The sequence below is a fragment of the Paracoccus yibinensis genome (genome assembly GCF_030846195.1).
GTDB lineage: Bacteria > Pseudomonadota > Alphaproteobacteria > Rhodobacterales > Rhodobacteraceae > Paracoccus > Paracoccus yibinensis.
The window spans coordinates 488,580-512,454 of sequence record NZ_JAVCWH010000003.1; the positions used below are offsets into that span (position 1 = coordinate 488,580).

Here is a 23,875-nt window from a genome sequence, read left to right on the forward strand (position 1 = left end):
GAGAGGGACACATGAACCGCAGACAGCTTATCGCCAGCGTCGCCGCCATGACGACGATCAGCCTTGCCGTGCCCGCCTGGGCGCAGGACGAGCCGCTGAAGGTCGGCTTCATCTATGTCGGCCCGGTGGGCGACGGCGGCTGGACCTATCAGCACGACCAGGGCCGCCTGGCGGTCGAGGCCGAGTTTGGCGACCGCGTGGAAACCACCTTCATCGAAAGCGTCCCGGAAGGGGCCGACGCCGAACGCGCCATCACCCAGCTTGTGCTGGCGGGAAACAAGCTGATCTTCACGACCAGCTTCGGCTTCATGGATCCCACCATCAACGTCGCCGCGAAATTCCCGGACGTGAAGTTCGAACACGCGACCGGCTACAAGCGCGCGGACAACGTCGCCACCTATGACGCACGCTTCTATGAAGGCCGCGCGGTGATCGGCACCATCGCGGGCCGGATGACCAAGTCGAACAAGATCGGCTATATCGGGTCGTTCCCAATCCCCGAGGTGATCCAGGGCATCAACAGCAGCTTCATCCACGCCCGCAAGGTGAACCCGGATGTCGAGATGAAAGTCGTCTGGGCCTATAGCTGGTTCGACCCCGCGAAAGAAGCCGACGCGGCTGCGGCCCTGCTGGCCGAAGGCGTGGACGTGATCCTGCAACACACCGATTCGACCGCGCCGCTGGCGAAGGCCCAGGAGGCGGGCGCCATCGGCTTTGGCCAGGCCAGCGACATGGCGGCCTTTGCCCCGACCCCGCGCGTGTCCTCGATCATCGACAACTGGGCGCCCTATTACATCAAGCGCGTGGGCCAGGTCCTGGACGGCACCTGGACCTCCGAGGCCACCTGGGCGGGGATCGGCGACGGCGAGGTCGTGATCGGCGAGATCACCGAGGCCGTTCCCGCCGAGGTCAAGGCCGAGGCCCTCGCCCTGCGCGACAAGATCGCGGCGGGCGAATACCACCCCTTCACCGGCCCGTTGAACAAGGCCGACGGTTCCGCCTGGCTGGCCGAGGGCCAGACGGCCACCGACGAGGAACTGTCGGGCATGAACTTCTTTGTCGAAGGCATCACGGCGGAAATCCCGCAATAAGAAAGCCAGGGGCGCTGCCCCCGGACCCCCGGGATATTTTCACCAAGGCAAAGACCATGACGCCCCGCTTCCAAAAGGAAACGGGGCGCTTTGCCTTGGACGGTCATCGGCGTCCCCGCCTGTACCGTAAGTCCCTTCTAACGCCGACAGGTTAAGGAAGCGTTTCGCCTCTTTGCCTTGGCGAAAATATCCTGCTGGTGAGGAGCGCCCGGAAAAGATCCAGTGGACCTTTTCCAGCGACGAACGCGCGTCAACGCGGCGGGGGGCGCAAAGCCCCCTTCTTCTTCACCCCATCCGCTCGCTGACATAGCTGCCCGGCGAAGGCGGGAAGACCACAGTCTTTTCGCCATTCAGGAAGACGCGGCCGTGGATATGAGCATGGACTGCGCGGGCCAGCACCTGCGCCTCGACATCGCGGCCCAGGGACACATAGTCGCCGGGCGACTGCGCATGGGTGACGCGGACGGTGTCCTGTTCGATGATCGGGCCTTCGTCAAGGTCGGCGGTCACGTAATGGCTGGTCGCGCCGATCAGCTTGACCCCGCGTTCATAGGCCTGCTTGTAGGGATTGGCGCCCTTGAAGCTGGGCAGGAAGGAATGGTGGATGTTGATGATCCGGCCCGACATCGCCTGGCACATCTGGTCCGACAGCACCTGCATGTATCGCGCCAGCACGATCAGTTCCGCGCCGGTGTCGCGGACGATGCGCATCTGTTCCGCCTCGGCCTGGGCCTTGTTTTCGTGGGTCACCTTGATGCAATAGTAAGGCAGGTCGTGGTTCACGACGACCTTCTGGTAGTCCATGTGGTTGGAAATCACGGCCACGATGTCGATGGGCAGGGCGCCGATCCGCCAGCGGTACAGCAGGTCGTTCAGGCAATGGCCGAACCGGCTGACCATGATGATGACCTTCTTCTTCACGGCGTCGTCGCTGAAATCGGCCTCCATGCCGAAGCGTTCGGCGATGGGGGTGATGCCTTGCTGCAACTGCTGCAGTGTCGCCTCGCCTTCCGACCGGAAGCTGACGCGCATGAAGAAGCGGCCGGTTTCGGTATCGTCGAACTGCGCGCTGTCGGTGATGTTGCAGTCGTGCCCTGCAAGATAGCCAGAGATCGCGGCCACGATCCCGCGGGTCGAGGCACAGGTCACGCGCAGGGTATAGCTTTTCATGGGCTCCGCTTCCTTGGCTGTCAGGCTGACAGCATTTCGGACGATTGCAGCGGAATGACAATCATGTTTCCGACACCGCCGGGGGCTGGCGCGACATCCCCCGGCGGCAAGCGCGCTCAGGCGGCGGGCATCCGCGATTCGACCATGCCGGCATACCAGCTGGACCCGGCCGGGATCGCGTCGTCGTTGAAGTTGTAGGCCGGGTGATGAACCATCGCCGTGTCGCCGTTGCCCACGAAGATATAGGCGCCGGGCTTTTCGTTCAGCATGTAGCTGAAATCCTCGCCCCCCATCATGGGCAGCATGTCCAGGTTCACGTCGCCTGCGATGTCGCGCGCCACCTCGGCCGCCCAGACGGTCGCCTGGTCGTCGTTCATGGTGACGGGATAGCCACGCTGGTAATCGACCTGCGCGGTGGCACCCATCGCGGCGGCGATGTTGGTGGCGACGCGGGTGATGCCTTCCTCCAACTGGTCGCGGACCACGGGATCCAGGCTGCGGGCGGTGCCCTTCAACTTTACGACCTGCGGGATCACGTTATGGGCGGTCGAATCCGTGCTGACCACGCAGACCGAGATCACGGCGTTCTTCAGCGGGTCGATGTTGCGCGCCACGACCGATTGCAGCGCCACGATGATCTGGGCGGCGGTCAGCGTGGTGTCGATGCATTCGTGCGGCTTGGCCGCATGACCGCCCTTGCCGGTGACGGTGATGTCGAACTGGTCCGCCGCGGCCATCATGGCACCCGGCTTGATCGAGAAGCTGCCCACCGGCATCCCCGGCATGTTGTGCATCCCGTAGAATTCCTGGATGTTCCAGCGGCTGACCAGGCCGTCCTGGACCATGGCGTCACCGCCCCCGCCGCCTTCTTCCGCCGGCTGGAAGATCACCACGGCGGTGCCGTCGAAATTGCGCGTCTCGGCCAGGTATTTCGCGGCCCCCAGCAGCATGGCGGTATGGCCGTCATGGCCGCAGGCGTGCATCTTGCCGGGTGTCTTCGAGGCATAGTCCAGCCCGGTCTGTTCGATGATCGGCAGGGCGTCCATGTCGGCGCGCAGGCCGATCACGCGGCCTTGGCTGTCTGTCTTGCCCTTGATGACGCCGACCACGCCGGTCTTGCCGATCCCCTCGACCACGTCGTCGCAGCCGAAGCTGCGCAAAAGGTCGGCCACCCGGCCTGCCGTGCGGTGGACATCATAAAGCAGTTCGGGATGTTCGTGGAAATCACGGCGCCAGGCGGTGATTTCGGGAAGCAGTTCGGCAAATCGGTTCTTGACTGGCATCTTCGGTCTCCTTCGATGCCAGACTAGGACCGGACATGCCCGGATGAAAGAGAATTTGCGCGACATGCAGGTCTTGAACCGCGCCGTGCTCCAGACGCAGGAAAGGCCCCGCCGACATGGACGGGGCCACTGACATCAGGCGACGGGATCAGTTGGTCATCGCAACCGGCTGATCGTCTTCCAGGGTCGCGTTTTCGTCATACTGGAAGTCGCGGGCACGCTGGATGTCCTGTTCCGTCATGGTGCCCAGCATCAACTGTTCACCACTCGTCGAAACATTGGCCATGGGAACCGGAACAATCTTGTCGCCGATGTCCAGGAACCCGCCCGAGCTGAGAAGCAGGTACTGCTGACCCTCCATGTCGATGACACCCTCGGGATTGCCCAGCTCCTCGCCATCGGCGGTCACAACGATCATGCCCTTCACGTCGCCAACGGTCATCTGACCCGCGCCCGCACCGGCGGCATCGGCCTGGCCGGTCATGCCGGCAGGGGCATCGGTGGCGGCTTGCTGGCTGGCGCGGCGCTGTTCCCGTTCTTCGGGGGTTTCGATCAGCACCCGCGGCTCTCCGGCCATCTGGACGTCGACCGTCGGCTCCTCGGTCATGGTGATCGTCACGTTCGGCTGGTTGGCGCCCGAGAAGGACACTTCGGGTTCGGCGCGGGTGATTTCGACCTGCGGCTGTTCGGACGCGGCGATAAAGCTGATGATCGGCTCGGGCTGGACCAGGTCCACATCGCCCGAGACCTGCTCGGCGCCGTCCCCTTCGGCGCTGTCCTGCGCCTGATCGACGGGCACCTGCTCGCCTTCGGCCACTCCCAGGCCGATGTCCAGTTTAGGATCGGGCTGTGTCACGGTGATCTCGGGTTCGCCCTGGACAACCTCGACCTGCGGATCGGCCTGGGCCACGGAAACCTGCGGATCGCCTTGCAGGACATAGATGCTGGGCGCGGGCATCGTTACACGAACGTTGATCGTCGGGATCTCGACCGCGATCTCAGGCTGTGCCTGCTGCACCTCGATCTGGGGGGCGCCATCCTGCACGCTGACCTGCGGCGGAACGTTGCGCACGGTGACTTCCGGCTGGGGCACCCGGACATCGACGTTGGGTTCGGGAACGCGGACAACGGCCTCGCCGACAATGGTCGCCTCCTGGGAGGTCACGACGGATTCGGTGGTTGCCTCGGCCTCGGCCTCGGCTGTGTCGGTGTCTTGCGCCGTGTCCCCCTGCGCTATCAGCAGGGTCTGGATTTCAGCGCATTCGCTGGCCACATCGTTGTTGACGGCTTCGGCAACGCGGGTTGGTTCGGCGCCGGTGATGTTGCCGTTTCGGTCAGCGATGAATTGCCCCAGGGACCGGCATTCTTCGCTTTTGCCCTCAAGTTCTGCAACGTCAACATTCAGGGTCTGAGCAAAGGCTGGCACTGCGAATGCCACCGTCAGGGCAGACCCCGCCAAGAGGGTTTTCAGGTTTGCTGGATTGTTCATGTCGAATGACCTCCTTGCTATCCGGCCTGCCGAAAAAGAAAAGATTGGGCGGCAGGTACGGGGCAAAGGCTTCCCGACAGGCGATGTTCCGCCTAGCCCGGATAACTTATGTTAATTCGCTTATAAGTTACTCATACAAGGCGGTGAATTCGCACTTCACAAACAAGTCAGAAACACGGCTGCAGGTTTGAAGAAAACCTTTCCTCAACTGTGCGTCACCGGATCAACCAGAACCCTGTGACCCGGTGCGACCTCTTTATACACCGACGGCACCGCCTGATAATCGACCGGATGGATCGGCGAGGGGATCGGCTTGAAGTTCAGATCCTCGCTGATCTTCTTCTGGCGCGGATCGGCCACCGGCACGGCTGCCATCAGCTGCCGGGTATAGCTGTGCTGCGGGTTCTCGAACACCTGCTGGCGGGTGCCGATTTCCACGATGCGGCCCAGATACATCACGCCGACATGGTGGCTGACACGTTCGACGACCGCCATGTCGTGGCTGATGAACAGCATGGAAATGCCCAGATCCTGTTGCAATTCCATCAGCAGGTTCAGAACCTGCGCCTGCACCGACACGTCCAGCGCCGACACCGCCTCGTCCGCGATGATCAGCTTGGGGTTTAGGGCCAGGGCGCGGGCGATGGCGATGCGTTGCCGCTGGCCGCCCGACATTTCGTGGGGGTATCGGCGCATGAAGCTGCGCGGCAGTTCCACCCGGTCGAACAGCGCGGCGATGCGGTCGCGGCGTTCGGACCGGCTGCCCATGCCGAAATTCTCCATCGGTTCGGCCACCTGGTCGTAAAGCTTCATATGCGGATCAAGACTGGCAAAGGGATCCTGGAAGATCATCTGCATGTCGCGGCGCGCCCGGCGCAGTTCGCGCGGCGACAGGGCCGGGATGTCGGTCCCGCCCAGATCGACCCGTCCCGATTCGGGTTCGACCAGCCGCAGGATCGACCGGCCACAGGTGGATTTGCCGCATCCCGATTCGCCCACCAGCGACAGCGTTTCGCCCGCATTGATGGTGAAGCTGACATCCTCGACCGCGTGGACGCGTGCCACGGTGCGGCGCAGCAGCCCGCCCTTGACGGCAAAGCGGGTGGTCAGGCCTTCCACCGTCAGCAGGGGCTTCGGATCCTTGACGATGATCGGTTCCGGCGCACTGACGGTGCCGTCGCGCATCAGCCGCATCCGTTCGGGCGCGGGCTTGCCTGTCATCTCGCCCAGGCGCGGCACGGCGGCCAGCAGCATCTTGGTGTAATCCTCGCGCGGATTTTCAAAGATCTGCTCGACCGGGCCTTCCTCGACCTTGTCGCCGCGATACATGACGACGACGCGGTCGGCCATCTGGGCCACCACGGCCATGTCATGCGTGATGAACAGGACCGCAATCTGCTTTTCGCGCTTCAGCCGGTCGATCAGCGCCAGGATCTCGGCCTGGATGGTCACGTCCAGCGCGGTCGTGGGCTCGTCGCAGATCAAGAGGCGCGGCTCGCAGGCCATGGCGATGGCGATGACGACGCGCTGGCGCATCCCGCCCGACAACTCGTGCGGATACTGGTCCAGCCGGCGTTCGGGTTCCGGGATGCGGACCTGGCGCAGGATTTCCAGCGCGCGGGCGCGGGCCTGGGCCTTGGTCATGCCGCGATGGACCATCAGCCCCTCGGTCAGCTGGTCGCCCACGGTGAAGACCGGGTTCAGTGCCGTCATCGGCTCCTGGAAGATCATGCCGATCTGGTTGCCCCGGATGTCGCGCATCGTGGGCGAAGACTGCTGGGCCAGGTCGATGACCTTGCCATCGCCCCCGTCGAACATCAGCCGGCCGCCCGCGATGGTGCCGCCGCCGAATTCGACCAGGCGCATCAGGGACAGCGAGCTGACCGACTTGCCCGACCCGGATTCGCCCACCACGCAGACGCATTCGCCCGGATTGATGGAAAAGCTGACATCCTTGACGCCGACGACGATGCCGTCGCCCGTCTCGAATTCGACCCGAAGTTTTTCAATGGAAACAAGCGGCTTGTCGTCCAGCATCCCGTCGCCCCCGGCCTGTGCTTTTGCGAAGGCTAGCGGGCGGGCGGGAAATGTCAAAGCCGAAAGGCCCCGGCGACGTCACGCGATAAGGCTTGCTTTCCAAACGGGCTTCGATTGAAACTGATCGCATTCCGCAGGACGGCGGGATCGGAACAATGTCCCGGCAACCCAAGGGAAACAACGACATAAGCGTGCCAAAGGCACCAAAGCGTTCCGACACCGCGCCCGCGGGTCGCAACTTCCGACAGGAGAGATCGATGAAATTGAAGACACTGCTGATGAGCGCAGCCGCCACGCTGGCCTTGGCACCCGCCGCCATGGCTGAACGTGGAAGCGACGGCGCGCTGAACATCATCATGTGGCAGGCCCCGTCCACGATGAACCCCTATCTTTCGGGGGGAACCAAGGAACTGATCGCGTCCAGCATGGTGCTGGAGCCGCTGGCCAGCATGACCCCCGAGGGCGAGCATGTCCCGCGCCTGGCGGCCGAAATCCCGACCCTGGAAAACGGCGGCATTGCCGAGGATCTGAAATCGGTCACATGGAAGTTGCAGGAAGGCCTGAAATGGTCGGACGGCACGCCCGTCACCTCGGCCGACGTGGTGTTTTCCGGCCAGTACTGCATGGACCCCGAAGGGGGCTGCTCGCAGCTTGCCAAGTTCGAGGGGATCGAGGCCATCGAGGCTGTCGATGACCTGACGGTCAAGATCACCTTCAAGGAACCGATGCCCGATCCCTATTCGGCCTTTGTGGGCGCGAACGGGCCGATCATCCAGAAGGCGCAGTTCGAAAACTGCCTGGGCGCCAATGCGCCGACCTGCACCGACCAGAACTTCAATCCCATCGGCACCGGTCCGTTCCGCGTCACGCAGTTCCTGACCAACGACGTCATCACCTTCGGGGCCAACCCCGAATATCGCGACCCGGCGAAGCCCGCCTTCGCGACCGCCACCATCAAGGGCGGCGGCGATGCGGCGGCCGCGGCGCGTTCGGTTCTGGAAACGGGCGAATACGATTACGCCTGGAACACCCAGCTTTCCCCCGACGTGATCGCCGGGATGGAGCAGATGGGCAAGGGAAAGGTCAGCGCGGCCTTCGGCAGCCTTGTCGAACGGATCCATGTGAACCTGACCGACCCGTCGCCCTCCCTCCCCGAGGGAGAGCGTTCGACGAACGCCCATCCCCATCCCTTCCTGACCGATCCGGCCGTGCGCAAGGCGCTGTCCATGGCCATCGACCGCCAGTTGCTGACGGAAATCGGCTATGGCGCCTCGGGCAAGCCGACCTGCAACTATGTCCCCGCGCCCGAGGCCTGGGCCTCGCCCAACGAGGAATGCCTGACCCAGGACATCGAGGGCGCCAAGGCGCTGCTGGAGGAAGCGGGCTGGACCGTGGGCGCCAACGGCATTCGCGAAAAGGACGGCGTGCCGCTGAAGATGGTCTTCCAGACCTCGGTCAACGCGGTGCGCCAGGACTTCCAGGCGCTGATCAAGCAGTGGTGGTCGGAAATCGGGGTCGATACCGAACTGAAGACCGTCGATGCTTCGGTGTTCTTCGGGACCGATCCCGGCTCGCCGGACACGCTGCAAAAGTTCTATGCCGACGTGCAGATGTATGCCGACAACTTCGAGGGCGGAAATCCCGCCCCCTATCTGGCAAAATGGACCTGCGACAAGGCGCCCAGCCCTGCGAACCAATGGCAGGGTGAAAACATCAGCCGCTATTGCGATCCGGCCTATGACGCGCTGCTGGTTGAACTTGGCAAGACGGTCGATCCGGCCGAACGCGGCAAGATCGGCCAGAAGCTGAACGAGATGCTGACCAAGGAAAGCAACGCGATCATTCCGCTGATCTATCGCGGCACGGCCTCGGCCCATTCGAACACCCTGGGCGGCGTCCAGATCAACGCCTGGGATTCGGAGCTGTGGAACGTGGCCGACTGGACCCGCGTGCAGCAGTGATCCTTGCCGGCCCCGCGATCCGTCGCGGGGCCGGCTTCACACCGGTCAATCCCAACGACAATCGCGCCGAAACGAAGCGCCCTGACCGAGGCACACGATGCTGACATACACCATCCGCCGCCTGCTGCTGGCGATCCCGACGCTTCTGTTCATTTCGCTGGTGATCTTCCTGTTGCTGGAAGCCTCGCCGGGCGATCCGCTGGGCGACGTGCCCCTGACCGTCCCGCCCGAGGTGAAGGAACGAATGCGCGAGGCGCTTGGCCTGGGGTCGCCCTGGTATGTCCGCTACGTCCTGTGGCTGAAGCAATTCTTCTGGGTCGAGCCTTTGTATTGGTTCGACCATGTCTTCGGCACGCAGTTCAGCGCCGGGATGCAGCGGATCATCAGCTTCCAGTCGCGCAGCCCGGTCTTCGACGTGATCGCGCAGCGCGTGCCGCAAACGCTGACCGTGGTGGGCTTTTCCTATCTGCTGGGCGTGCTGATCGCCCTGCCGATCGGCATCATCTCGGCCTACAAGCAATATTCCTGGTTCGACCAGCTTGGCACCTTCGTGTCGATGATCGGCTTTTCGATGCCGACATTCTTCACGGGCGTGGTGCTGATCATCATCTTCGGGGTGAAGCTGCAATGGTTCCCGTCTGTCTATGACACGACCTTGGAGGTGCGGGACTGGAACAGCTTTTGGGCACAGGTCCGGCAGATGGTCATGCCGGTGACGGTGCTGGCCTTGTACAACGCGGCCCAGATCAGCCGCTTCATGCGGGCCTCCATGCTGGACAACCTGGGCCAGGACTATGTCCGCACCGCCCGCGCCAAGGGCCTGTCGGAACGGACCGTGGTGCTGAAGCATGTGCTGAGGAACAGCCTGATCCCGGTCATCACCGTGATCGCGCTCGGCCTGCCCGCAGTCTTCGGCGGCGCGATCATCACGGAACAGGTCTTCAAGGTGAACGGGTTGGGCCAGTTGCTGATCACCGCGATCCACGGCAACGACATCCCCATGGTGCTGACGCTGACCTTCATCTTCGCGATCCTGATTGTGCTGTTCACCCTGATTGCCGACATCCTTTACGGCGTCCTTGACCCGAGGATCCGCTATGACTGAAACGGAACGCCAGCACGATTTGTCCGTGACCGAGACCGTGGACGCCAGCGCCGCATCCGCCGGGGCGGTCGCCGCCCTGCCGCCCGACAATCCCCTCCATGCCGGCGAGACGCGCAGCCAGTGGCGCGACATCTGGCGCCAGTTCCGCAGCCATCGCGGCGCCATGGTGGCGCTGGTGCTGTTCCTGGCGACGATCCTGTTCGTGGTCGTGGGACCCTATGTCTGGACCATCGACCCGACCTATGTGGACATCCGCGCCCGCAACCAGGGCTTCAGCGCCGCCCATCCCCTGGGCACCGACCAGCTGGGCCGCGACATGCTGGCCCGGCTGATGGCGGGGGGCCGCGTCTCCATCGCCGTGGGCCTGACGGCCATGATCATCGCCATCACCCTGGGCAGCCTGATCGGCGTCGTCTCGGGCTATTTCCGCAGGCTGGACGCACCCCTGATGCGCCTGACCGAGCTGTTCCTGGCCCTGCCCCTGCTGCCGCTGCTGCTGCTGATGGTGACGCTGTTCCGCGAACCGTTGTCGCAGTCCTTCGGACCCGCCATGGGGACCTTCATCCTGATCGTGTCCGCCATCGGCGCGACAAGCTGGATGCAGGCCGCGCGCATCGTGCGGGGCGACGTGCTGGGCCTGAAGGAGCGCGAATTCATCCTGGCCGCCAAATCCATCGGCACCCCCGCGCATCGCATGATCCTGCGCCATGTGCTGCCCAACGTGCTGTCGCCGATCATGGTCGCGGCCACGCTGGGCATCGCCACCGCGATCATCACCGAAAGCGCCCTGTCTTTCCTGGGCCTGGGCTTTCCACCCGACTTCCCGACCTGGGGGCGACTGCTTTATGACGCGGTGGACCAGATGATCATGTACCCGTCGCGGGTGATCCTGCCGGGGCTGTTCATCTCGCTGACGGTGCTGTGCGTGAACTACATCGGCGACGGGCTGCGCGACGCGATGGACCCCCGCATCCGGGGCCGGTAATTCGACCGCAGATGCGAACGAAGGCGGAACATGGGCTTTCCATGATCCGCCTTCCCGCCTATGTTGGCGGGATGGAGCTTTTGGACGATTCCGACGACATGGGCGGCGTGCCGCTGTCACAACGCGCGATGGCCGCGCGCCCTGTCCCCTACCTGGACGGGCTGAACCCCGCTCAGCGCGCGGCGGTCGAGACGCTGGACGGCCCGGTGCTGATGCTGGCGGGCGCGGGCACGGGCAAGACGCGGGCGCTGACCACGCGGATCGCGCATCTGCTGATGCTGGGCCGCGCGCGGCCGGGCCAGATCCTGGCCGTGACCTTCACCAACAAGGCCGCGCGCGAGATGAAGAACCGCATCGCCCGCCTGCTGGGCGAGACGGTCGAGGGGATGCCCTGGCTGGGCACCTTCCATTCCATCAGCGTCAAGATCCTGCGCCGCCATGCCGAACTGATCGGCAATGGCGAATTGCACCTGAAGCCGTCTTTCACCATCCTGGACACCGATGATCAGATACGCCTGCTGAAACAACTCATCCAGGCCGAGAACCTGGATGAGAAACGCTGGCCCGCCCGTCAGCTTGCCGGGCTGATCGACGGCTGGAAGAATCGCTGCCTGACACCCGCGAACCTGCCCAAGGGAGAGGTCGCCAGCTTCGACGGCTGGGGCGGGCGGCTGTATGCCGCCTATCAGAACCGGCTGCTGGCGCTGAACGCGGTCGATTTCGGCGACCTTCTGATGCATTGCGTGACGCTGTTCCAGGCGCATCCCGACGTGCTGCGCGGCTGGCAGGACCGCTTCCGCTATATCCTGGTGGACGAATACCAGGACACCAACGTCGCGCAATACATGTGGCTGCGGCTGCTGGCCCAGGCGCATCGCAATATCTGCTGCGTGGGCGACGACGACCAGTCGATCTATGGCTGGCGCGGCGCCGAGGTCGGCAACATCCTGCGCTTCGAGAAGGACTTCCCCGGCGCGCAGGTGATCCGGCTGGAACAGAACTACCGCTCCACCCCGCAGATTCTGGCGGCGGCATCCGGCCTGATCGCCGCAAACCAGGGCCGCCTGGGCAAGACCCTGTGGACCGAGGCCGAGGGCGGAGAGCCGGTGCGCCTGATCGGCCATTGGGACAGCGAAGCCGAGGCCCGCTGGATCGGCGAGGAGATCGAGGCCTTCCACGGCGGCCACCGCGCCAGCGTCGGCCGCACCAGCCTGAACGACATCGCCATCCTTGTCCGCGCCTCGCATCAAATGCGCGCCTTCGAGGACCGCTTCATGTCGATCGGCCTGCCCTATCGCGTGATCGGCGGCCCGCGCTTCTATGAACGCGCCGAGATCCGCGACGCCATGGCCTATTTCAGGCTGGTGGTCAGCCCCGCCGACGATCTTGCCTTCGAACGCATCGCCAACACGCCGAAACGTGGTCTTGGCGAAAAGGGCCTGCAAGCCATCCAGCACATGGCGCGGGCGCGCGGGCTGTCGCTGCTGGACGGCACGGTCGCGGCGCTGACGGCGGGCGACCTGTCGGGCAAGGCCGCCGCCCAGATGCGCCAGTTCACCGAGGCCGTGGGCCGCTGGCACGCCGACGCCTTGGACGACCGCGTCAACCATGTCGAACTGGCCGAACGGATCCTGGACGAATCCGGCTATACGGCCATGTGGCAGAACGACAAGTCGCCGGACGCGCCGGGGCGGCTCGACAACCTCAAGGAACTGATCAAGGCGCTGGAGGAGTTCGACAACCTCCAGGGCTTCCTGGAACACGTGGCCCTGGTCATGGACCGGGACGAGGGCGAGGCAGCCGAGCAGGTCAGCATCATGACGCTGCATGCCGCCAAGGGTCTGGAGTTCCCCATCGTCTTCCTGCCGGGGTGGGAGGACGGGCTGTTCCCCAGCCAGCGCGCCATGGACGAAAACGGCACCAAGGGTTTGGAGGAGGAGCGCCGCCTGGCTTACGTCGGCATTACCCGCGCGGAACGGCTGGCCACGATCAGCTTCGCGGGCAACCGGCGCCTTTACGGGCAATGGCAAAGCTCCATGCCCTCGCGCTTTGTCGATGAGTTGCCGCCCGAGCATGTCGAGGTGCTGACCCCGCCCGGCCTTTACGGCGGCGGCTATGGCGCGGCGATGGCCTTTGCGGCAGGCGGGCCGGTCAACGCGCTGCACGAACGCGCGGCCAAGGCGGATGTCTACAACTCGCCCGGTTGGAAACGGATGCAGGCCCGCGCGTCTGAACGCAAGGCCCCCGTCCACCGCGCGCCCATCATCATCGACGCCGAGCCTGCGTCGAAATTCACCGTGGGCGACCGCGTGAGCCACGCCAAGTTCGGCGAAGGCACGATCATGGGCATTGCCGAGGACACGCTGACCGTCCAGTTCGCGACAGGCTTCAAGAACATCAAGGCGGCCTATGTCCAGCCCTTGGGCGGGAATGACGTTCCTTTCTGATCCGCTGGCCCCCTGCCCCCTGCGGTGCTAGCCTGCGGGCCAAACCACATCGGGACCGCCCTTGGCCGCCTTCATCCGCCTGATCCTGTTCCTGCTGATCGCCGAGGCCGCGTTCTACCTGCTGCTGCGGGTCTATCTTCGGTCGCTGCGGACCGAGCGGCTGGAGGAGATCTGGGACGAACGCCACCCCTCCATGCCGGGGAACACGCCTGCGCGGCGCGCGTTCGTCCGCAGATCCATGATCGGGTTCGACAGGACGCTGCGTTCGCGGCTGTTGCTTCTGGTCTTCGTTCTGCCCAATCTGGCGGTCATGGGCATCGTCTATTGGATCAACTGGCAGTAAGGACCGCTCTCCATGCATTACCTCAAGGTCGCGGTCGGCGTGCTGTTCGGCATCGCGGTGTTTTTGTTTCTGGATTATGCACTGCCGTCCAAGAACACGGTGCGCATCACCAACACCTACAACCGCCTGACCTCGGTCACGCCCTCGAACGCGATCTTCTTTGCGTCCGACAACACCGGCACGGTGGAGAACGCGGCAGGCCAGCGCGACGTGCGCTTCATCGAGACGGTGCGCCCGAACGGCAAGGTCTTCGTCTATCGCAATGAGGATACCGGCTGGATCTGGCCGCCCTATTTCAAATACGACAGCGCCAACCTGCAGGCCGAGGCGACGAACCTGCAATCGACCCGCGACAATCCGCAATGGGTCAGCGTAACGGCCTATGGTTGGCGGATGGCCTGGCTGTCCACCTATCCCAATGCCGTCAGCATCGACACGCTTTCAGGGCCGGACGAACGCCCGCGCAACTGGGCGGCAAGCATCGTCTGCATCGTCCTGCTGGCGTTTTTGGCCCTGATCTGGCGCATGTGGGCGCAGTTCCAGGAACGCGGGTTCCGCGGCTGGCGAGGGAAGGCATGACTCGCAATCCCGGCACCGACCTGCGCACCGACGGGTTCGCGGACATCCGCATCAACACCCCCGCCGTGGAACGCCGCGCGGCCACCCTGCCCGCCCGGCGCAGCCTGAAGAAGGACCACCAGGCCGCCTGGCTGCTGAACGCCGTGCACTGCATCGACCTGACGACTCTGGCAGGCGACGACACGCCCGACCGCGTGGCCCGGCTTTGCGCCAAGGCGCGCCAGCCGATTGCAGCGGATATGCTGGCGGCCATGGGGGTCGAGGGCCTGACCACCGGCGCGGTCTGCGTCTATCCGACGATGGTGGCGCCTGCGAAACGCGCGCTCGGCAACTCCGGCATTCCCGTCGCCAGCGTAGCGACCGGCTTTCCGGCGGGCCTGATGCCGCTGAACCTGCGGCTGGCCGAGATCCTGTATGCCGTCGAACATGGCGCGGACGAGATCGACATCGTCATCACCCGCGCCCATGTGCTGCGCGCCGACTGGACCGCGCTTTACGACGAACTCCGCGCCATGCGCGAGGCCTGCGGCGATGCGAAGATGAAGGCGATCCTGGCGACGGGCGACCTGAAGTCGCTGGAGAATGTCGCCCGCGCCAGCCATGTGGCGATGCAGTCGGGGGCGGATTGGATCAAGACCTCGACCGGCAAGGAAGGGGTGAACGCCACCCTGCCCGTGTCGCTGGTGATGTGCCGGGCGATCCGCGATTATCGCGACCAGACGGGCCATGTTGTGGGCTTCAAGCCCGCCGGGGGCCTGCGCACCGCCAAGGACGCGCTGAACTGGCAGGTGCTGATGGCCGAGGAACTGGGCCGCGACTGGCTGCGCCCGGACCTGTTCCGCATCGGCGCCTCCAGCCTGCTGGGCGACATCGAGCGCCAGATCAGCCACCATGTGACGGGCCGCTACGCCGCCGCCCATCGCCAAGCGATTGCCTGAGGGACGCATGACCAGCGTGAGCGAATTGATGGAAACGATGGAATACGGCCCCTCGGTCGAGGACAGCGGCGCCGTGCGCGACTGGCTGGCGCAGCGGGGGGCCTTCGGGCATTTCATCGGCGGGGCCTTCACCGAGCCGGGCACACTGTTCGACACGCGCGACCCCGCGACCGGCGAGGTTCTAGCGCAGGTGACGCAGGGCACGGAGGATGACGTAGCGGCGGCGGTTGCGGCGGCGCGCAAGGCGCAGCCCGACTGGGCGGCGCTGACGGGGTCGCAGCGGGCGCGTTATCTTTATGCCCTGGCCCGGCATGTGCAGAAACGCGAACGCTTCCTGTCGGTGCTGGAAACGCTGGACAACGGCAAGCCGGTCCGGGAATCGCGCGACATCGACGTGCCGCTGGTCGCGCGGCATTTCTATCACCATGCCGGTTGGGCGGAACTGCGCGACACGGCCTTTCCCGGCCATGCGCCGATCGGTGTCTGCGGCCAGATCATCCCCTGGAACTTTCCGCTGCTGATGCTGGCCTGGAAGATCGCGCCGGCGCTTGCGGCGGGCAATACGGTCGTGCTGAAGCCCGCCGAATACACGCCGCTGAGTGCCTTGGCCTTTGCGGAGATCTGCCAGGAAGTCGGCCTGCCCGCCGGCGTCGTGAACATTGTCACCGGCGATGGCGAGACCGGCGCGGCCCTTGTCGGCTCGGAGGTGGACAAGATCGCCTTCACCGGCTCGACCGAGGTGGGGCGCGCGATTGCGGGCCATTTGGCAGGCACCGGCAAGCGGCTGGCCCTGGAATTGGGCGGCAAGTCGCCCTTCGTGGTCATGCCCGATGCCGACCTGGACGCGGCGGTCGAGGGCGTGGTGGATTCGATATGGTTCAACGGGGGCCAGGTCTGCTGCGCCGGATCGCGCATCCTGGTGGCCGAGGCGGTGGCAGAGCGCTTTGAAACCCTGCTGTCCACCCGCATGAAGCGGCTGCGGGTCGGATCGCCCTTGGACAAGTCCACCGATGTCGGCGCCATCGTCGATCCCATCCAGAAGGACCGGATCCTCTCGATCTGCGCCGCCGCCGTCGATGCCGGGGCGGAACTGGTCGGCGGCGCGGCCTCCCCGGGCTGCTTTATCGCGCCGGGCTATCTGCGAAATATCGCCCCTGCCAATCCGGGCTTCGAGCAGGAGATCTTCGGCCCCATCGCCACCCTGTCCACCTTCCGCACGGCAGACGAGGCGGTCGAGCTGGCCAACAACACGCGCTATGGCCTTGCGGCCTCGATCTGGTCGGAAAGCGCGGCGGTGGCGACGGATATTGCCGCCAAGGTAAAGGCGGGCGTGGTCTGGATCAACTGCGCCAACCTGTTCGACGCTGCGGCGCCCTTTGGCGGCTATCGCGAAAGCGGTTTCGGGCGCGAGGGCGGGCGCGCGGGAATGCTGGACTATCTGGCGGAACCCCCGGTCGATACCGTGCAGGAACCCGCCGCCGCTGCGCCGGTCGCCACCCCCACCGGCAGCGGCCAGCCGAGCGATCTGGATCGCACGGCCAAGCTGTATATCGGCGGGGCGCAGAAGCGGCCTGATGGCGGGGCCAGCTATACGGTTCCGGGCGGCCTTGCGCCGCTGGGCAGCCGCAAGGACATCCGCAACGCCGTCGAGGCCGCCGCGAAAGCTGGCAGGTGGGCGGCCATGGGCGGCCATGCCCGCGCGCAAGTCTTGTATTACATCGCCGAGAACCTGTCCGCCCGCGCCGATGAATTCGCCGCCCGCACCAGCCGGGCCGAGGTCGAGGCCGCCATCGCCCGCGCCTTCCATTACGCCGCCTGGGCCGACAAGTTCGACGGCGCGAACGTGCAGGCCAAGCCGGGCCATCTGCTGAACGTGGTCAACGAACCCTATGGCGTGATCGGCATCGCCTGCCCGAATGCGCAGCCCCTGGCCGCGTTCATGTCGCTGGTCATGCCCGCCATCGCCATGGGCAACCGCGTGGTCGCCATCGCTGCGCAGGACGATCCTCTGGCGGTGACGGTTCTGTATCAGGTCTTCGACACCTCGGACCTGCCGGGCGGCGTGGTTAATATCGTTACCGGCCCGCGCGATGACCTGGCAAAGGCCCTCGCCGCGCATGACGAGGTCGCGGCGATGTGGATGGTCGGCGGCGACCTGGCGGCGGTGGAAAGGGCGGCAGGCGGCAATCTCAAGCCCGTCTGGGCGCCCGCGCATCGCGACTGGTGTGGCTCTCAGGCGCAGGGCGAGGTCTTCCTGCACCACGGCACGCAGACCAAGACGATCTGGCTGCCCTATGGCGCCTTGCCCGAGGGCACGGGGGCCGCCGCCTACTGAGCAGAAAAGGCATCCTCAGCGCAAACGACCCGCTTCAAACAGGGCATATGAGCAAGGAAGAAGAACCCTGCCGTTTCTTCTTTGTCCCAATACCCTCCGGGGGGTCCGGGGGGCGAAGCGCCCCCGGCTTTCGGCCTATCAGGCCCGCAACCCCGCGAAGGTCATCGGGTCCAGCGAGGCTTGGGCGAAGGTCGGCCCGCTGGTCATCAGGCTGACCGCGTCGTGGGAATGCAGCGATTCCTGGTGGCTGGCGACGACCCGGAAATCGCCGAAGCGCGGGTCGGCCAGCAGTTCCTGGGCAAAGGCCCGCACCGCGTCCTCGACAAAGATCGGGTTCGAGGCGTTGAGTTCGGCAAAGGCCTGCTCGTCCTCGCGCTTGACCATGACCTGCGTCTCGGTCGGCACGGCGCGGCGGCACAGTTCCACCATGTCCTCGAACCAGATTTTCTCCGGCCCGACCATCACCGCCGAAATCCGCGCAATCGACCGCTGCGAATGGGGCGTCGCCAGACGCGATCGGGTTTCGCGCGCATGTTCCGACAGTTCCAGCGAACAGGGGCAGGTCGAGGAATAGACATAGTCGAAATGCATGATCCGCAGTCGCTGGCCGTGGAAGTCCAGGATCTCCATCGCAATGTCGTAATACTGCCAGCCGGACAGCCCAGACCGCAGCGAATCCACCCGCATGGGATAGGAGAACTTCATCTGGATCCGCGCGTCATAGGCGTCCAGGTCGGCTTGATAGTCGTCCAGCGCGGCTTCCAGCACCTTGAGGCTGAAGGCATGTTCGGAATGGGCATAGAAGGACCGCATGATCCGCGACATATTGATGCCTTTGCGGTCGGCTTCCAGGCTGACGGTCCCGGTCACGCTGGTTTCCAGCGTCAGTTCGCCTCCGTCGCGCGTCTGGTACCGGATCGGCAGGCGGAAGTTGGAGATGCCCACATGCTGGATCGGTGCACGGGCGCCGACGATCAGGCTGGCGGGACCGTTCTGAAGGTCGGGCAGACCGGCCTTGTAGGCATCGTCCACCCTGAAGCCCGCGTCATAGCTGCGCGCCAGGGCCGGATAGGCTGGGATCATCGGGCGGGCTTCGGTCATTGGGGCATCCCTTGTCGGATTGCGGCCAATATGGGGGCCGAGGGCCAGAATCCAAAGAAGAAATTCGACATGCCGGACCGCCTGCGCGACCCGGCCGGTTCATGCGTCGAGGGCCTGCTTCAAGTCCGCGATCAGGTCGGCCGGATGTTCAAGGCCGATCGACAGCCGCAGCAGGCCCGGCGTGATGCCAAGGCGGTCGCGATCCTCGTCCGACAGGCGCTGGTGGGTGGTCGTCGCGGGATGGGTCACGATGGACTTCGCATCGCCCAGATTGTTCGAGATGCTGACGATCCCCAGCCGGTTCAGGCAGGCGAAGGCCGTGTCCTTGCCGCCCGCGACCTCAAACGCGATCATGGTGCCGCCCGACCCCATCTGCCGCATGGCCAGGTCATGCTGGGGATGGTCGGCCAGTCCCGGATAGATCACGCGCGACAGGGCCGGATGGCCTTGCAGCGCCTGGGCAACAGCCAGGGCGCTGTCGGCCTGGGCGCGCACGCGCAGGTCCATCGTCGTCAGCCCGTTCAGCATGATCCAGCTGTGGAACGGGCTGATCGCGCCGCCGGTATGTTTCAGATACGGCTCGGCAACCTCGCGCACGAACTGGCGGGTGCCGCAGATCACGCCCGCAAGCGCCCGCCCCCCGCCGTCGATATGCTTGGTCGCGGAATAGACCACGACATCGGCGCCCAGTTCGGCGGCGCGGGAAAAGACCGGAGTGGCGAAGACATTGTCGGCCACAACCAGGGCGCCGACCTTGTGGGCCAGATCGGCCACGGCCTGGATGTCGATCACCTCCAGCGTGGGGTTCGACATGGTCTCGAAGAAGGCAGCCTTTGTGCCGGGCCGCAGCGCCGCGCGCCACTGGTCTAGGTCGGTGCCGTCGACATAGGTCACCTCGACCCCGAATTTGGCCAGCAGGTCCAGCACATACAGGCAGGATCCGAACAAGGCGCGGGCCGCCACGACATGATCGCCGGGCTTGCACATCGAAAACAGCGCGCCGTTGACCGCCGCCATGCCGCTGGCGGTGGCGAAGGCGTCCTCGGTCCCTTCCAGGGCGGCGATGCGATCCTCGAACATGCGGCTGGTCGGGTTTCCATAGCGGGCATAGATGAACTCGTCCGGGCCGGTTCCCTTGAAGCGGGCCTCGGCCTGTTCGGCGCTGTCATAGACGAAGCCCTGCGTCAGGAAGATCGCCTCGGCCATTTCCCCATACTGGCTGCGGCGGATGCCGTGATGAACGGCCTGGGTGCGCGGGTGAAGCCCCTTGGCGGAACTGTCGCTCATGTCGGAATGCCTTCTGCTGACCCCGGCGGGGTTAGCGTCCCGGCGATCATGGCGCAAGGGCCAAGCCATGTTGCAAACGATCGCCTGGCGAGCGATACCGGCGGACCTGTCCGCGATTTGTCCGTGCATACTTGCAGGAATTGCAATTCGTTAACCAAAACATGCCGCCATGAACACGTGCATGTTAATTGCCCAAATGGACAGGTTGAGCCATGGGTGACGCGAAAGTAACTTGATCCAGCAGTCAGCAAAAGACTGCACAAGAAGGGACGGCCTGAACAGCCGGATTGCGGTTTATGACATTGGAATATGCCAACGAATATCCTGATGTCCTGCCGCGCAGGAATGGCGGGGCAGGCCTTTGCGACCGCACCTTCTTCCGGGGTGCGGATCATTCGAAGCAGAACGGCAAGTCAGAATTGGTGTTTGACGGCGCATCTTCCGACGATCCTGTCGCGGATCTGCTGGGTGAATGCGTCGGTGTATAGGTGGATGAACTTGCCGGTAGACCAATCCACTGCGGATCGGTCCCTGTTTGGGCTAAGTTTCTGGTATCGTTTCTTGTAAAGGCCCGGTGCGACACATTGGGGGCGGAGAAATCCGCCCCCTGTTGCATTCACAGATAATCGCCCCGCTGCAGGCCGTACTTGGCCATCTTTTCATTCAGCGTGCGGCGCGGCAGGCACAACTCCTCCATCACGCCGGCGATGCTGCCCTTGTGGCGGCGCATGGTGTTGTCGATCAGCATCTTTTCGAAGCTTTCCACATATTCCTTCAGCGGCTTGCCTTCGGTCGTGGTGGCCTGCTGGTTGTCCTCTCCATCCGCCATCAGCAGGGACGCGATGGACCCCGATCCACGCCGGTTCTGAAGGACGGCGCGTTCGGCCACGTTGATCAGCTGGCGGATATTGCCGGGCCAGGGCGCCTGAAGCAGTTGGGCCGCTTCCTGGGCGCTGACCTGCGGCGGCTCGCAGCCGTATTCTTCGGAGAACTGCTCGGTCATGCGGGTGAACAGCGACAGGATATCCTCGCCCCGCGCGCGCAGGGGCGGCAGGGTGATCTTCAGCGCGGACAGGCGATAGAACAGGTCGGGGCGCAGCGAATCCTCGGCCCGGCGGCCCTCGCCGCGGGCGTTGGAAATGGCGATGATGCGGGTTTCCGCCGGCGTGCCCTGGTCGCTGATGAAGGCCAGCAGTCGCGCCTGCAGCGGTTCGGACAGTGCCTCTATATCCTCGAGGCACAGGGTGCCGCCGCGCGCTTCTTCGACCGCGGGGATGCCGTCCTCCAGCGGGCCGAACAGGCGGGCCGACAGCGCCTCGTCGTTATAGGCGGCGCAGGACACGGGCACGAATTTCCGGGACGCGCGCGGGCCGACCGCGTGCAGAGCATGGGCCACCAGCGTCTTGCCGGTGCCGGTCTCGCCATCGATCAGGACATGCCCGTCGGCCTGGCCCAGATCCAGGATATCCTCGCGCAAGCGTTCCATGACCGGGCTGGTGCCGATCAGCTTGGACATCACCTGCTGGCCCTCCGACAGGTCGCGGCGCAAGGCGCGGTTGTCCAGCGTCATGCGCCGCATCTGCGTCGCCTTCTTGGCAAGCGTCGTCATCTTGTCGGGGTTGAAGGGCTTTTCCATGAAGTCCATGGCCCCGATCCGCATGGCCTCGACCGCCATCGGCACGTCGCCATGGCCGGTGATCAGGATCACCGGCAGGCCCGAATCCAGGCCCATCAGGCGCTTGAGGAAGGCGATGCCGTCCATGCCGGGCATGCGGATGTCGGACACGACGATTCCAGGCCAGTCGGCCCCGATGACCTTCAGCGCGTCTTCGGCACTGGGATAGGTTTCGGTTTCGAAACCGGACAGAACCAACCACTGGCTGATCGATTCCCGCATGTCCGGTTCATCATCAACGATCGCAATCTTCAATTTGCGGGACATAGGTCTTCCTCTCTCGAATATTCACTCGGCGGCCAGCGTCTGCGTGGCCTGCCCCGGCTTGTGCAAAGGCATCTCGACCGCGAACACGGCGCCGCCCTGGTCTCCGTTATGCGCGGTCAGGCGACCGCCGAAATCGGCCATGATGGACGAGGAGATGGCCAGCCCCAGCCCTGTCCCCTCGCCCGGTTTCTTGGTGGTCCAGAAGGGTTCGAACAGCTTTTCCAGGTCCGAAATGCCCGGCCCGTTGTCGCGCACCAGCACATGGGCATTGGTGCCGGTTTCCACCGTGATCTCGATCCGGGCATCGCGCCTGTCGCGGACTGCATCGACGGCATTGCGCAGCAGGTTGATGATGACCTGTTCCAGCCGGATGCGGTCGGCCATGACCATCACCGGGCCGCGCGGAAGGTTGCGGGTCACGCGGATGGCGCGCCCGCGAAGCTGCGGTTCCATCATGGTCAGGGCGCTGCTGACGGCAGCGCGCAGATCCACCGGCTCGACCGCCTCGCCGCCCTTGCGGGCATAGGACTTGAGTTGCCGGGTAATGGCGCCCATGCGTTCGATCAGGTCGTCGATGCGCTGAAAGCTGGACAGCGCCTCCTCGGCCCGGCCGCGTTGCAGCAGAAGCCGCGCCCCCGCCAGATAGGTCTTCATCGCGGCCAGAGGCTGGTTCAATTCGTGGCTGACACCTGCCGACATCTCGCCCAGAGCCGCCAGCTTCGAACTTTGCTGGACGGTCTGTTCAGCGACCCGCAGTTCCTTCTGCATCCGCTCTCGTTCGGCGATCTCTCGGGTCAGGCGCATGTTCAGGGCGCGCAGGTCGGCCGATTCGCGCATATAGGCGACCGACTGGCTGCGGGCGCGGCGCGACAGGACATAGAACGCACCAGCCAGCAGGATCGCGAATCCCATGATTTCCAGCGCGAGGATCGCGTTCACCTGTTCGCGTACGGAAGCATAGGTGGTGAAGCTGATCATCCGCCAGCCGCGGAACGGGATGCGCGCTTCGGACTGCATGACGGCCCGGCCCTGGACATAGGCGTCGATCGGCATGGCGGTCCAGTCGGCCGTGACCTGAAAGGCCCGCTGGATGGCGGATGGCGCGTCGCGCACGGCCAGGGCCTCGGGCATGGTCAGCCCGCGCCATCGAGGTTCGGTCGCCAGGATGATGCGGCCTTCGCTGTCGGTGACGGCCACGGCGTCGGAAATGCCCGCCCAGGACCGTTCCAGCCGCGACAGGTCGGCGCCGACGACGATCACCCCGAGGGTCTTGCCATCGGCAACCACCGCACGGGAATAGGTGAATTCATACCCGCTGCCCTCGTTTGCCACGGTAAAGACCGTGTCACGCGACCGCAGCGCCTCGACATAGAATGGCGACAGGACGTTGTTCGCGCCCAACTGGAACCGGTCGGTGGCCCCGACTGTGCGGCCCGAGGCATCCAGAAGCCGGATCGAGGCCGCGCCGATTTCCTTTTGCGCCGCAATCAGCCGGGCCGAGGTGGTCGAGAAATCGTTGCTGTTCAACGACCCGATCAGCGCCGGATCACGGGCCAGCAGCAACGGCACCACTGCCGTGCGCTGCAGTTCGGACAAAAGGTTGCCGGTATAGAGCGCAAGCCGCAGTTCCGACCGGACACGGGTGTTTTCCGAAAAGCGGGCGGTCAGCCAGGCATTCGTCGTCCAGACGGACAGGATCGCCAGGGCAAAGATCAACGCCACCGCCGCGCGCAGCCACCACGGGTTGCCGAATTGGGACAGCCGTGGCCGGAAACGCTCTGA

General features: G+C 64.9%; 18 protein-coding genes. 10 read left to right on the top strand and 8 right to left on the bottom strand.

Features of this window, described 5'->3' with window-relative positions; genetic code table 11:
• Positions 1–11: 11 nt before the first annotated feature.
• A complete protein-coding gene (locus RAH32_RS09560; protein WP_306607462.1) occupies positions 12–1,091 on the top strand; it encodes a BMP family ABC transporter substrate-binding protein in 1,080 nt (359 codons plus the stop codon).
• 285 nt (positions 1,092–1,376) lie between these two features.
• Here the strand turns inward: RAH32_RS09560 and purU are convergent, their stop codons facing one another.
• From purU to RAH32_RS09580, 4 genes are all read right to left on the bottom strand, one after another.
• Positions 1,377–2,261, bottom strand: a complete 885-nt coding sequence (gene purU / locus RAH32_RS09565; protein WP_306607464.1) for a formyltetrahydrofolate deformylase — start codon at positions 2,259–2,261, stop codon at positions 1,377–1,379.
• 116 nt (positions 2,262–2,377) lie between these two features.
• Complete coding sequence (locus RAH32_RS09570; RefSeq protein ID WP_306607466.1) at positions 2,378–3,544, bottom strand: M20 aminoacylase family protein; 1,167 nt, start codon at positions 3,542–3,544, stop codon at positions 2,378–2,380.
• 148 nt (positions 3,545–3,692) lie between these two features.
• Positions 3,693–5,033, bottom strand: coding sequence for a PRC-barrel domain-containing protein (locus RAH32_RS09575; RefSeq protein WP_306607468.1), 1,341 nt, complete (start codon positions 5,031–5,033; stop codon positions 3,693–3,695).
• 204 nt (positions 5,034–5,237) lie between these two features.
• A complete protein-coding gene (locus tag RAH32_RS09580; RefSeq protein ID WP_306607470.1) occupies positions 5,238–7,070 on the bottom strand; it encodes an ABC transporter ATP-binding protein in 1,833 nt (610 codons plus the stop codon).
• A gap of 257 nt (positions 7,071–7,327) precedes the next feature.
• Here RAH32_RS09580 and RAH32_RS09585 point away from each other — a divergent pair, with 257 nt between their 5' ends.
• The 8 genes from RAH32_RS09585 (at position 7,328) to RAH32_RS09620 (ending at position 17,763) form a co-directional block, all read left to right on the top strand.
• Positions 7,328–9,031 (top strand): peptide ABC transporter substrate-binding protein, encoded by a 1,704-nt coding sequence (locus RAH32_RS09585; protein ID WP_306607472.1) that lies wholly within the window; start codon positions 7,328–7,330, stop codon positions 9,029–9,031.
• Between the two features lie 97 nt (positions 9,032–9,128).
• Entirely contained in the window at positions 9,129–10,136 is a 1,008-nt protein-coding gene (locus tag RAH32_RS09590; protein ID WP_306607474.1) for an ABC transporter permease, read from the top strand.
• A complete protein-coding gene (locus tag RAH32_RS09595; RefSeq protein WP_306607475.1) occupies positions 10,129–11,121 on the top strand; it encodes an ABC transporter permease in 993 nt (330 codons plus the stop codon). Before RAH32_RS09590 ends, RAH32_RS09595 begins: the two co-directional genes overlap by 8 nt.
• Positions 11,122–11,192: 71 nt before the next feature.
• Positions 11,193–13,568: an ATP-dependent helicase gene (locus tag RAH32_RS09600; RefSeq protein WP_306607754.1), complete on the top strand. Its 2,376-nt coding sequence runs from the start codon at positions 11,193–11,195 to the stop codon at positions 13,566–13,568.
• 61 nt (positions 13,569–13,629) lie between these two features.
• Positions 13,630–13,911, top strand: coding sequence for a hypothetical protein (locus RAH32_RS09605; protein WP_306607477.1), 282 nt, complete (start codon positions 13,630–13,632; stop codon positions 13,909–13,911).
• Between the two features lie 12 nt (positions 13,912–13,923).
• Positions 13,924–14,490, top strand: coding sequence for a DUF1523 family protein (locus RAH32_RS09610; RefSeq protein ID WP_306607479.1), 567 nt, complete (start codon positions 13,924–13,926; stop codon positions 14,488–14,490).
• A complete protein-coding gene (deoC, locus tag RAH32_RS09615) occupies positions 14,487–15,428 on the top strand; it encodes a deoxyribose-phosphate aldolase (RefSeq protein WP_306607481.1) in 942 nt (313 codons plus the stop codon). Before RAH32_RS09610 ends, deoC begins: the two co-directional genes overlap by 4 nt.
• A gap of 7 nt (positions 15,429–15,435) precedes the next feature.
• A complete protein-coding gene (locus tag RAH32_RS09620; protein WP_306607483.1) occupies positions 15,436–17,763 on the top strand; it encodes an aldehyde dehydrogenase family protein in 2,328 nt (775 codons plus the stop codon).
• A gap of 138 nt (positions 17,764–17,901) precedes the next feature.
• Here the strand turns inward: RAH32_RS09620 and folE2 are convergent, their stop codons facing one another.
• A complete protein-coding gene (gene folE2, locus RAH32_RS09625; RefSeq protein ID WP_306607485.1) occupies positions 17,902–18,864 on the bottom strand; it encodes a GTP cyclohydrolase FolE2 in 963 nt (320 codons plus the stop codon).
• Between the two features lie 99 nt (positions 18,865–18,963).
• The gene (gene metZ, locus RAH32_RS09630) at positions 18,964–20,151 is read right to left on the bottom strand and encodes an O-succinylhomoserine sulfhydrylase (protein ID WP_306607487.1); all 1,188 of its coding nucleotides are present in this window, start codon (positions 20,149–20,151) and stop codon (positions 18,964–18,966) included.
• 296 nt (positions 20,152–20,447) lie between these two features.
• On the opposite strand from metZ, the gene RAH32_RS09635 reads away from it, so the two are divergent.
• Positions 20,448–20,639, top strand: coding sequence for a hypothetical protein (locus RAH32_RS09635; RefSeq protein WP_306607489.1), 192 nt, complete (start codon positions 20,448–20,450; stop codon positions 20,637–20,639).
• A 128-nt stretch (positions 20,640–20,767) separates the two neighbouring features.
• Here RAH32_RS09635 and RAH32_RS09640 read toward each other — a convergent pair whose 3' ends face one another.
• Both RAH32_RS09640 and RAH32_RS09645 read right to left on the bottom strand, forming a co-directional pair.
• Complete coding sequence (locus RAH32_RS09640) at positions 20,768–22,093, bottom strand: sigma-54-dependent transcriptional regulator (protein WP_306607491.1); 1,326 nt, start codon at positions 22,091–22,093, stop codon at positions 20,768–20,770.
• Between the two features lie 21 nt (positions 22,094–22,114).
• Positions 22,115–23,854, bottom strand: a complete 1,740-nt coding sequence (locus tag RAH32_RS09645; RefSeq protein ID WP_373429701.1) for a sensor histidine kinase — start codon at positions 23,852–23,854, stop codon at positions 22,115–22,117.
• Positions 23,855–23,875 lie beyond the last annotated feature (21 nt).

What these genes read in the sequence shown, in the direction of transcription:
- folE2 (WP_306607485.1), bottom strand. Translation starts at nt 18,864, where the DNA reads ATGACCGAAGCCCGCCCGATGATCCCAGCCTATCCGGCCCTGGCGCGC.
- deoC (WP_306607481.1), top strand. Translation starts at nt 14,487, where the DNA reads ATGACTCGCAATCCCGGCACCGACCTGCGCACCGACGGGTTCGCGGAC.
- RAH32_RS09620 (WP_306607483.1), top strand. Translation starts at nt 15,436, where the DNA reads ATGACCAGCGTGAGCGAATTGATGGAAACGATGGAATACGGCCCCTCG.
- RAH32_RS09570 (WP_306607466.1), bottom strand. Translation starts at nt 3,544, where the DNA reads ATGCCAGTCAAGAACCGATTTGCCGAACTGCTTCCCGAAATCACCGCC.
- RAH32_RS09610 (WP_306607479.1), top strand. Translation starts at nt 13,924, where the DNA reads ATGCATTACCTCAAGGTCGCGGTCGGCGTGCTGTTCGGCATCGCGGTG.
- RAH32_RS09560 (WP_306607462.1), top strand. Translation starts at nt 12, where the DNA reads ATGAACCGCAGACAGCTTATCGCCAGCGTCGCCGCCATGACGACGATC.
- RAH32_RS09580 (WP_306607470.1), bottom strand. Translation starts at nt 7,070, where the DNA reads ATGCTGGACGACAAGCCGCTTGTTTCCATTGAAAAACTTCGGGTCGAA.
- metZ (WP_306607487.1), bottom strand. Translation starts at nt 20,151, where the DNA reads ATGAGCGACAGTTCCGCCAAGGGGCTTCACCCGCGCACCCAGGCCGTT.
- RAH32_RS09585 (WP_306607472.1), top strand. Translation starts at nt 7,328, where the DNA reads ATGAAATTGAAGACACTGCTGATGAGCGCAGCCGCCACGCTGGCCTTG.
- purU (WP_306607464.1), bottom strand. Translation starts at nt 2,261, where the DNA reads ATGAAAAGCTATACCCTGCGCGTGACCTGTGCCTCGACCCGCGGGATC.
- RAH32_RS09590 (WP_306607474.1), top strand. Translation starts at nt 9,129, where the DNA reads ATGCTGACATACACCATCCGCCGCCTGCTGCTGGCGATCCCGACGCTT.
- RAH32_RS09600 (WP_306607754.1), top strand. Translation starts at nt 11,193, where the DNA reads ATGGAGCTTTTGGACGATTCCGACGACATGGGCGGCGTGCCGCTGTCA.
- RAH32_RS09575 (WP_306607468.1), bottom strand. Translation starts at nt 5,033, where the DNA reads ATGAACAATCCAGCAAACCTGAAAACCCTCTTGGCGGGGTCTGCCCTG.
- RAH32_RS09635 (WP_306607489.1), top strand. Translation starts at nt 20,448, where the DNA reads ATGACATTGGAATATGCCAACGAATATCCTGATGTCCTGCCGCGCAGG.
- RAH32_RS09595 (WP_306607475.1), top strand. Translation starts at nt 10,129, where the DNA reads ATGACTGAAACGGAACGCCAGCACGATTTGTCCGTGACCGAGACCGTG.
- RAH32_RS09640 (WP_306607491.1), bottom strand. Translation starts at nt 22,093, where the DNA reads ATGTCCCGCAAATTGAAGATTGCGATCGTTGATGATGAACCGGACATG.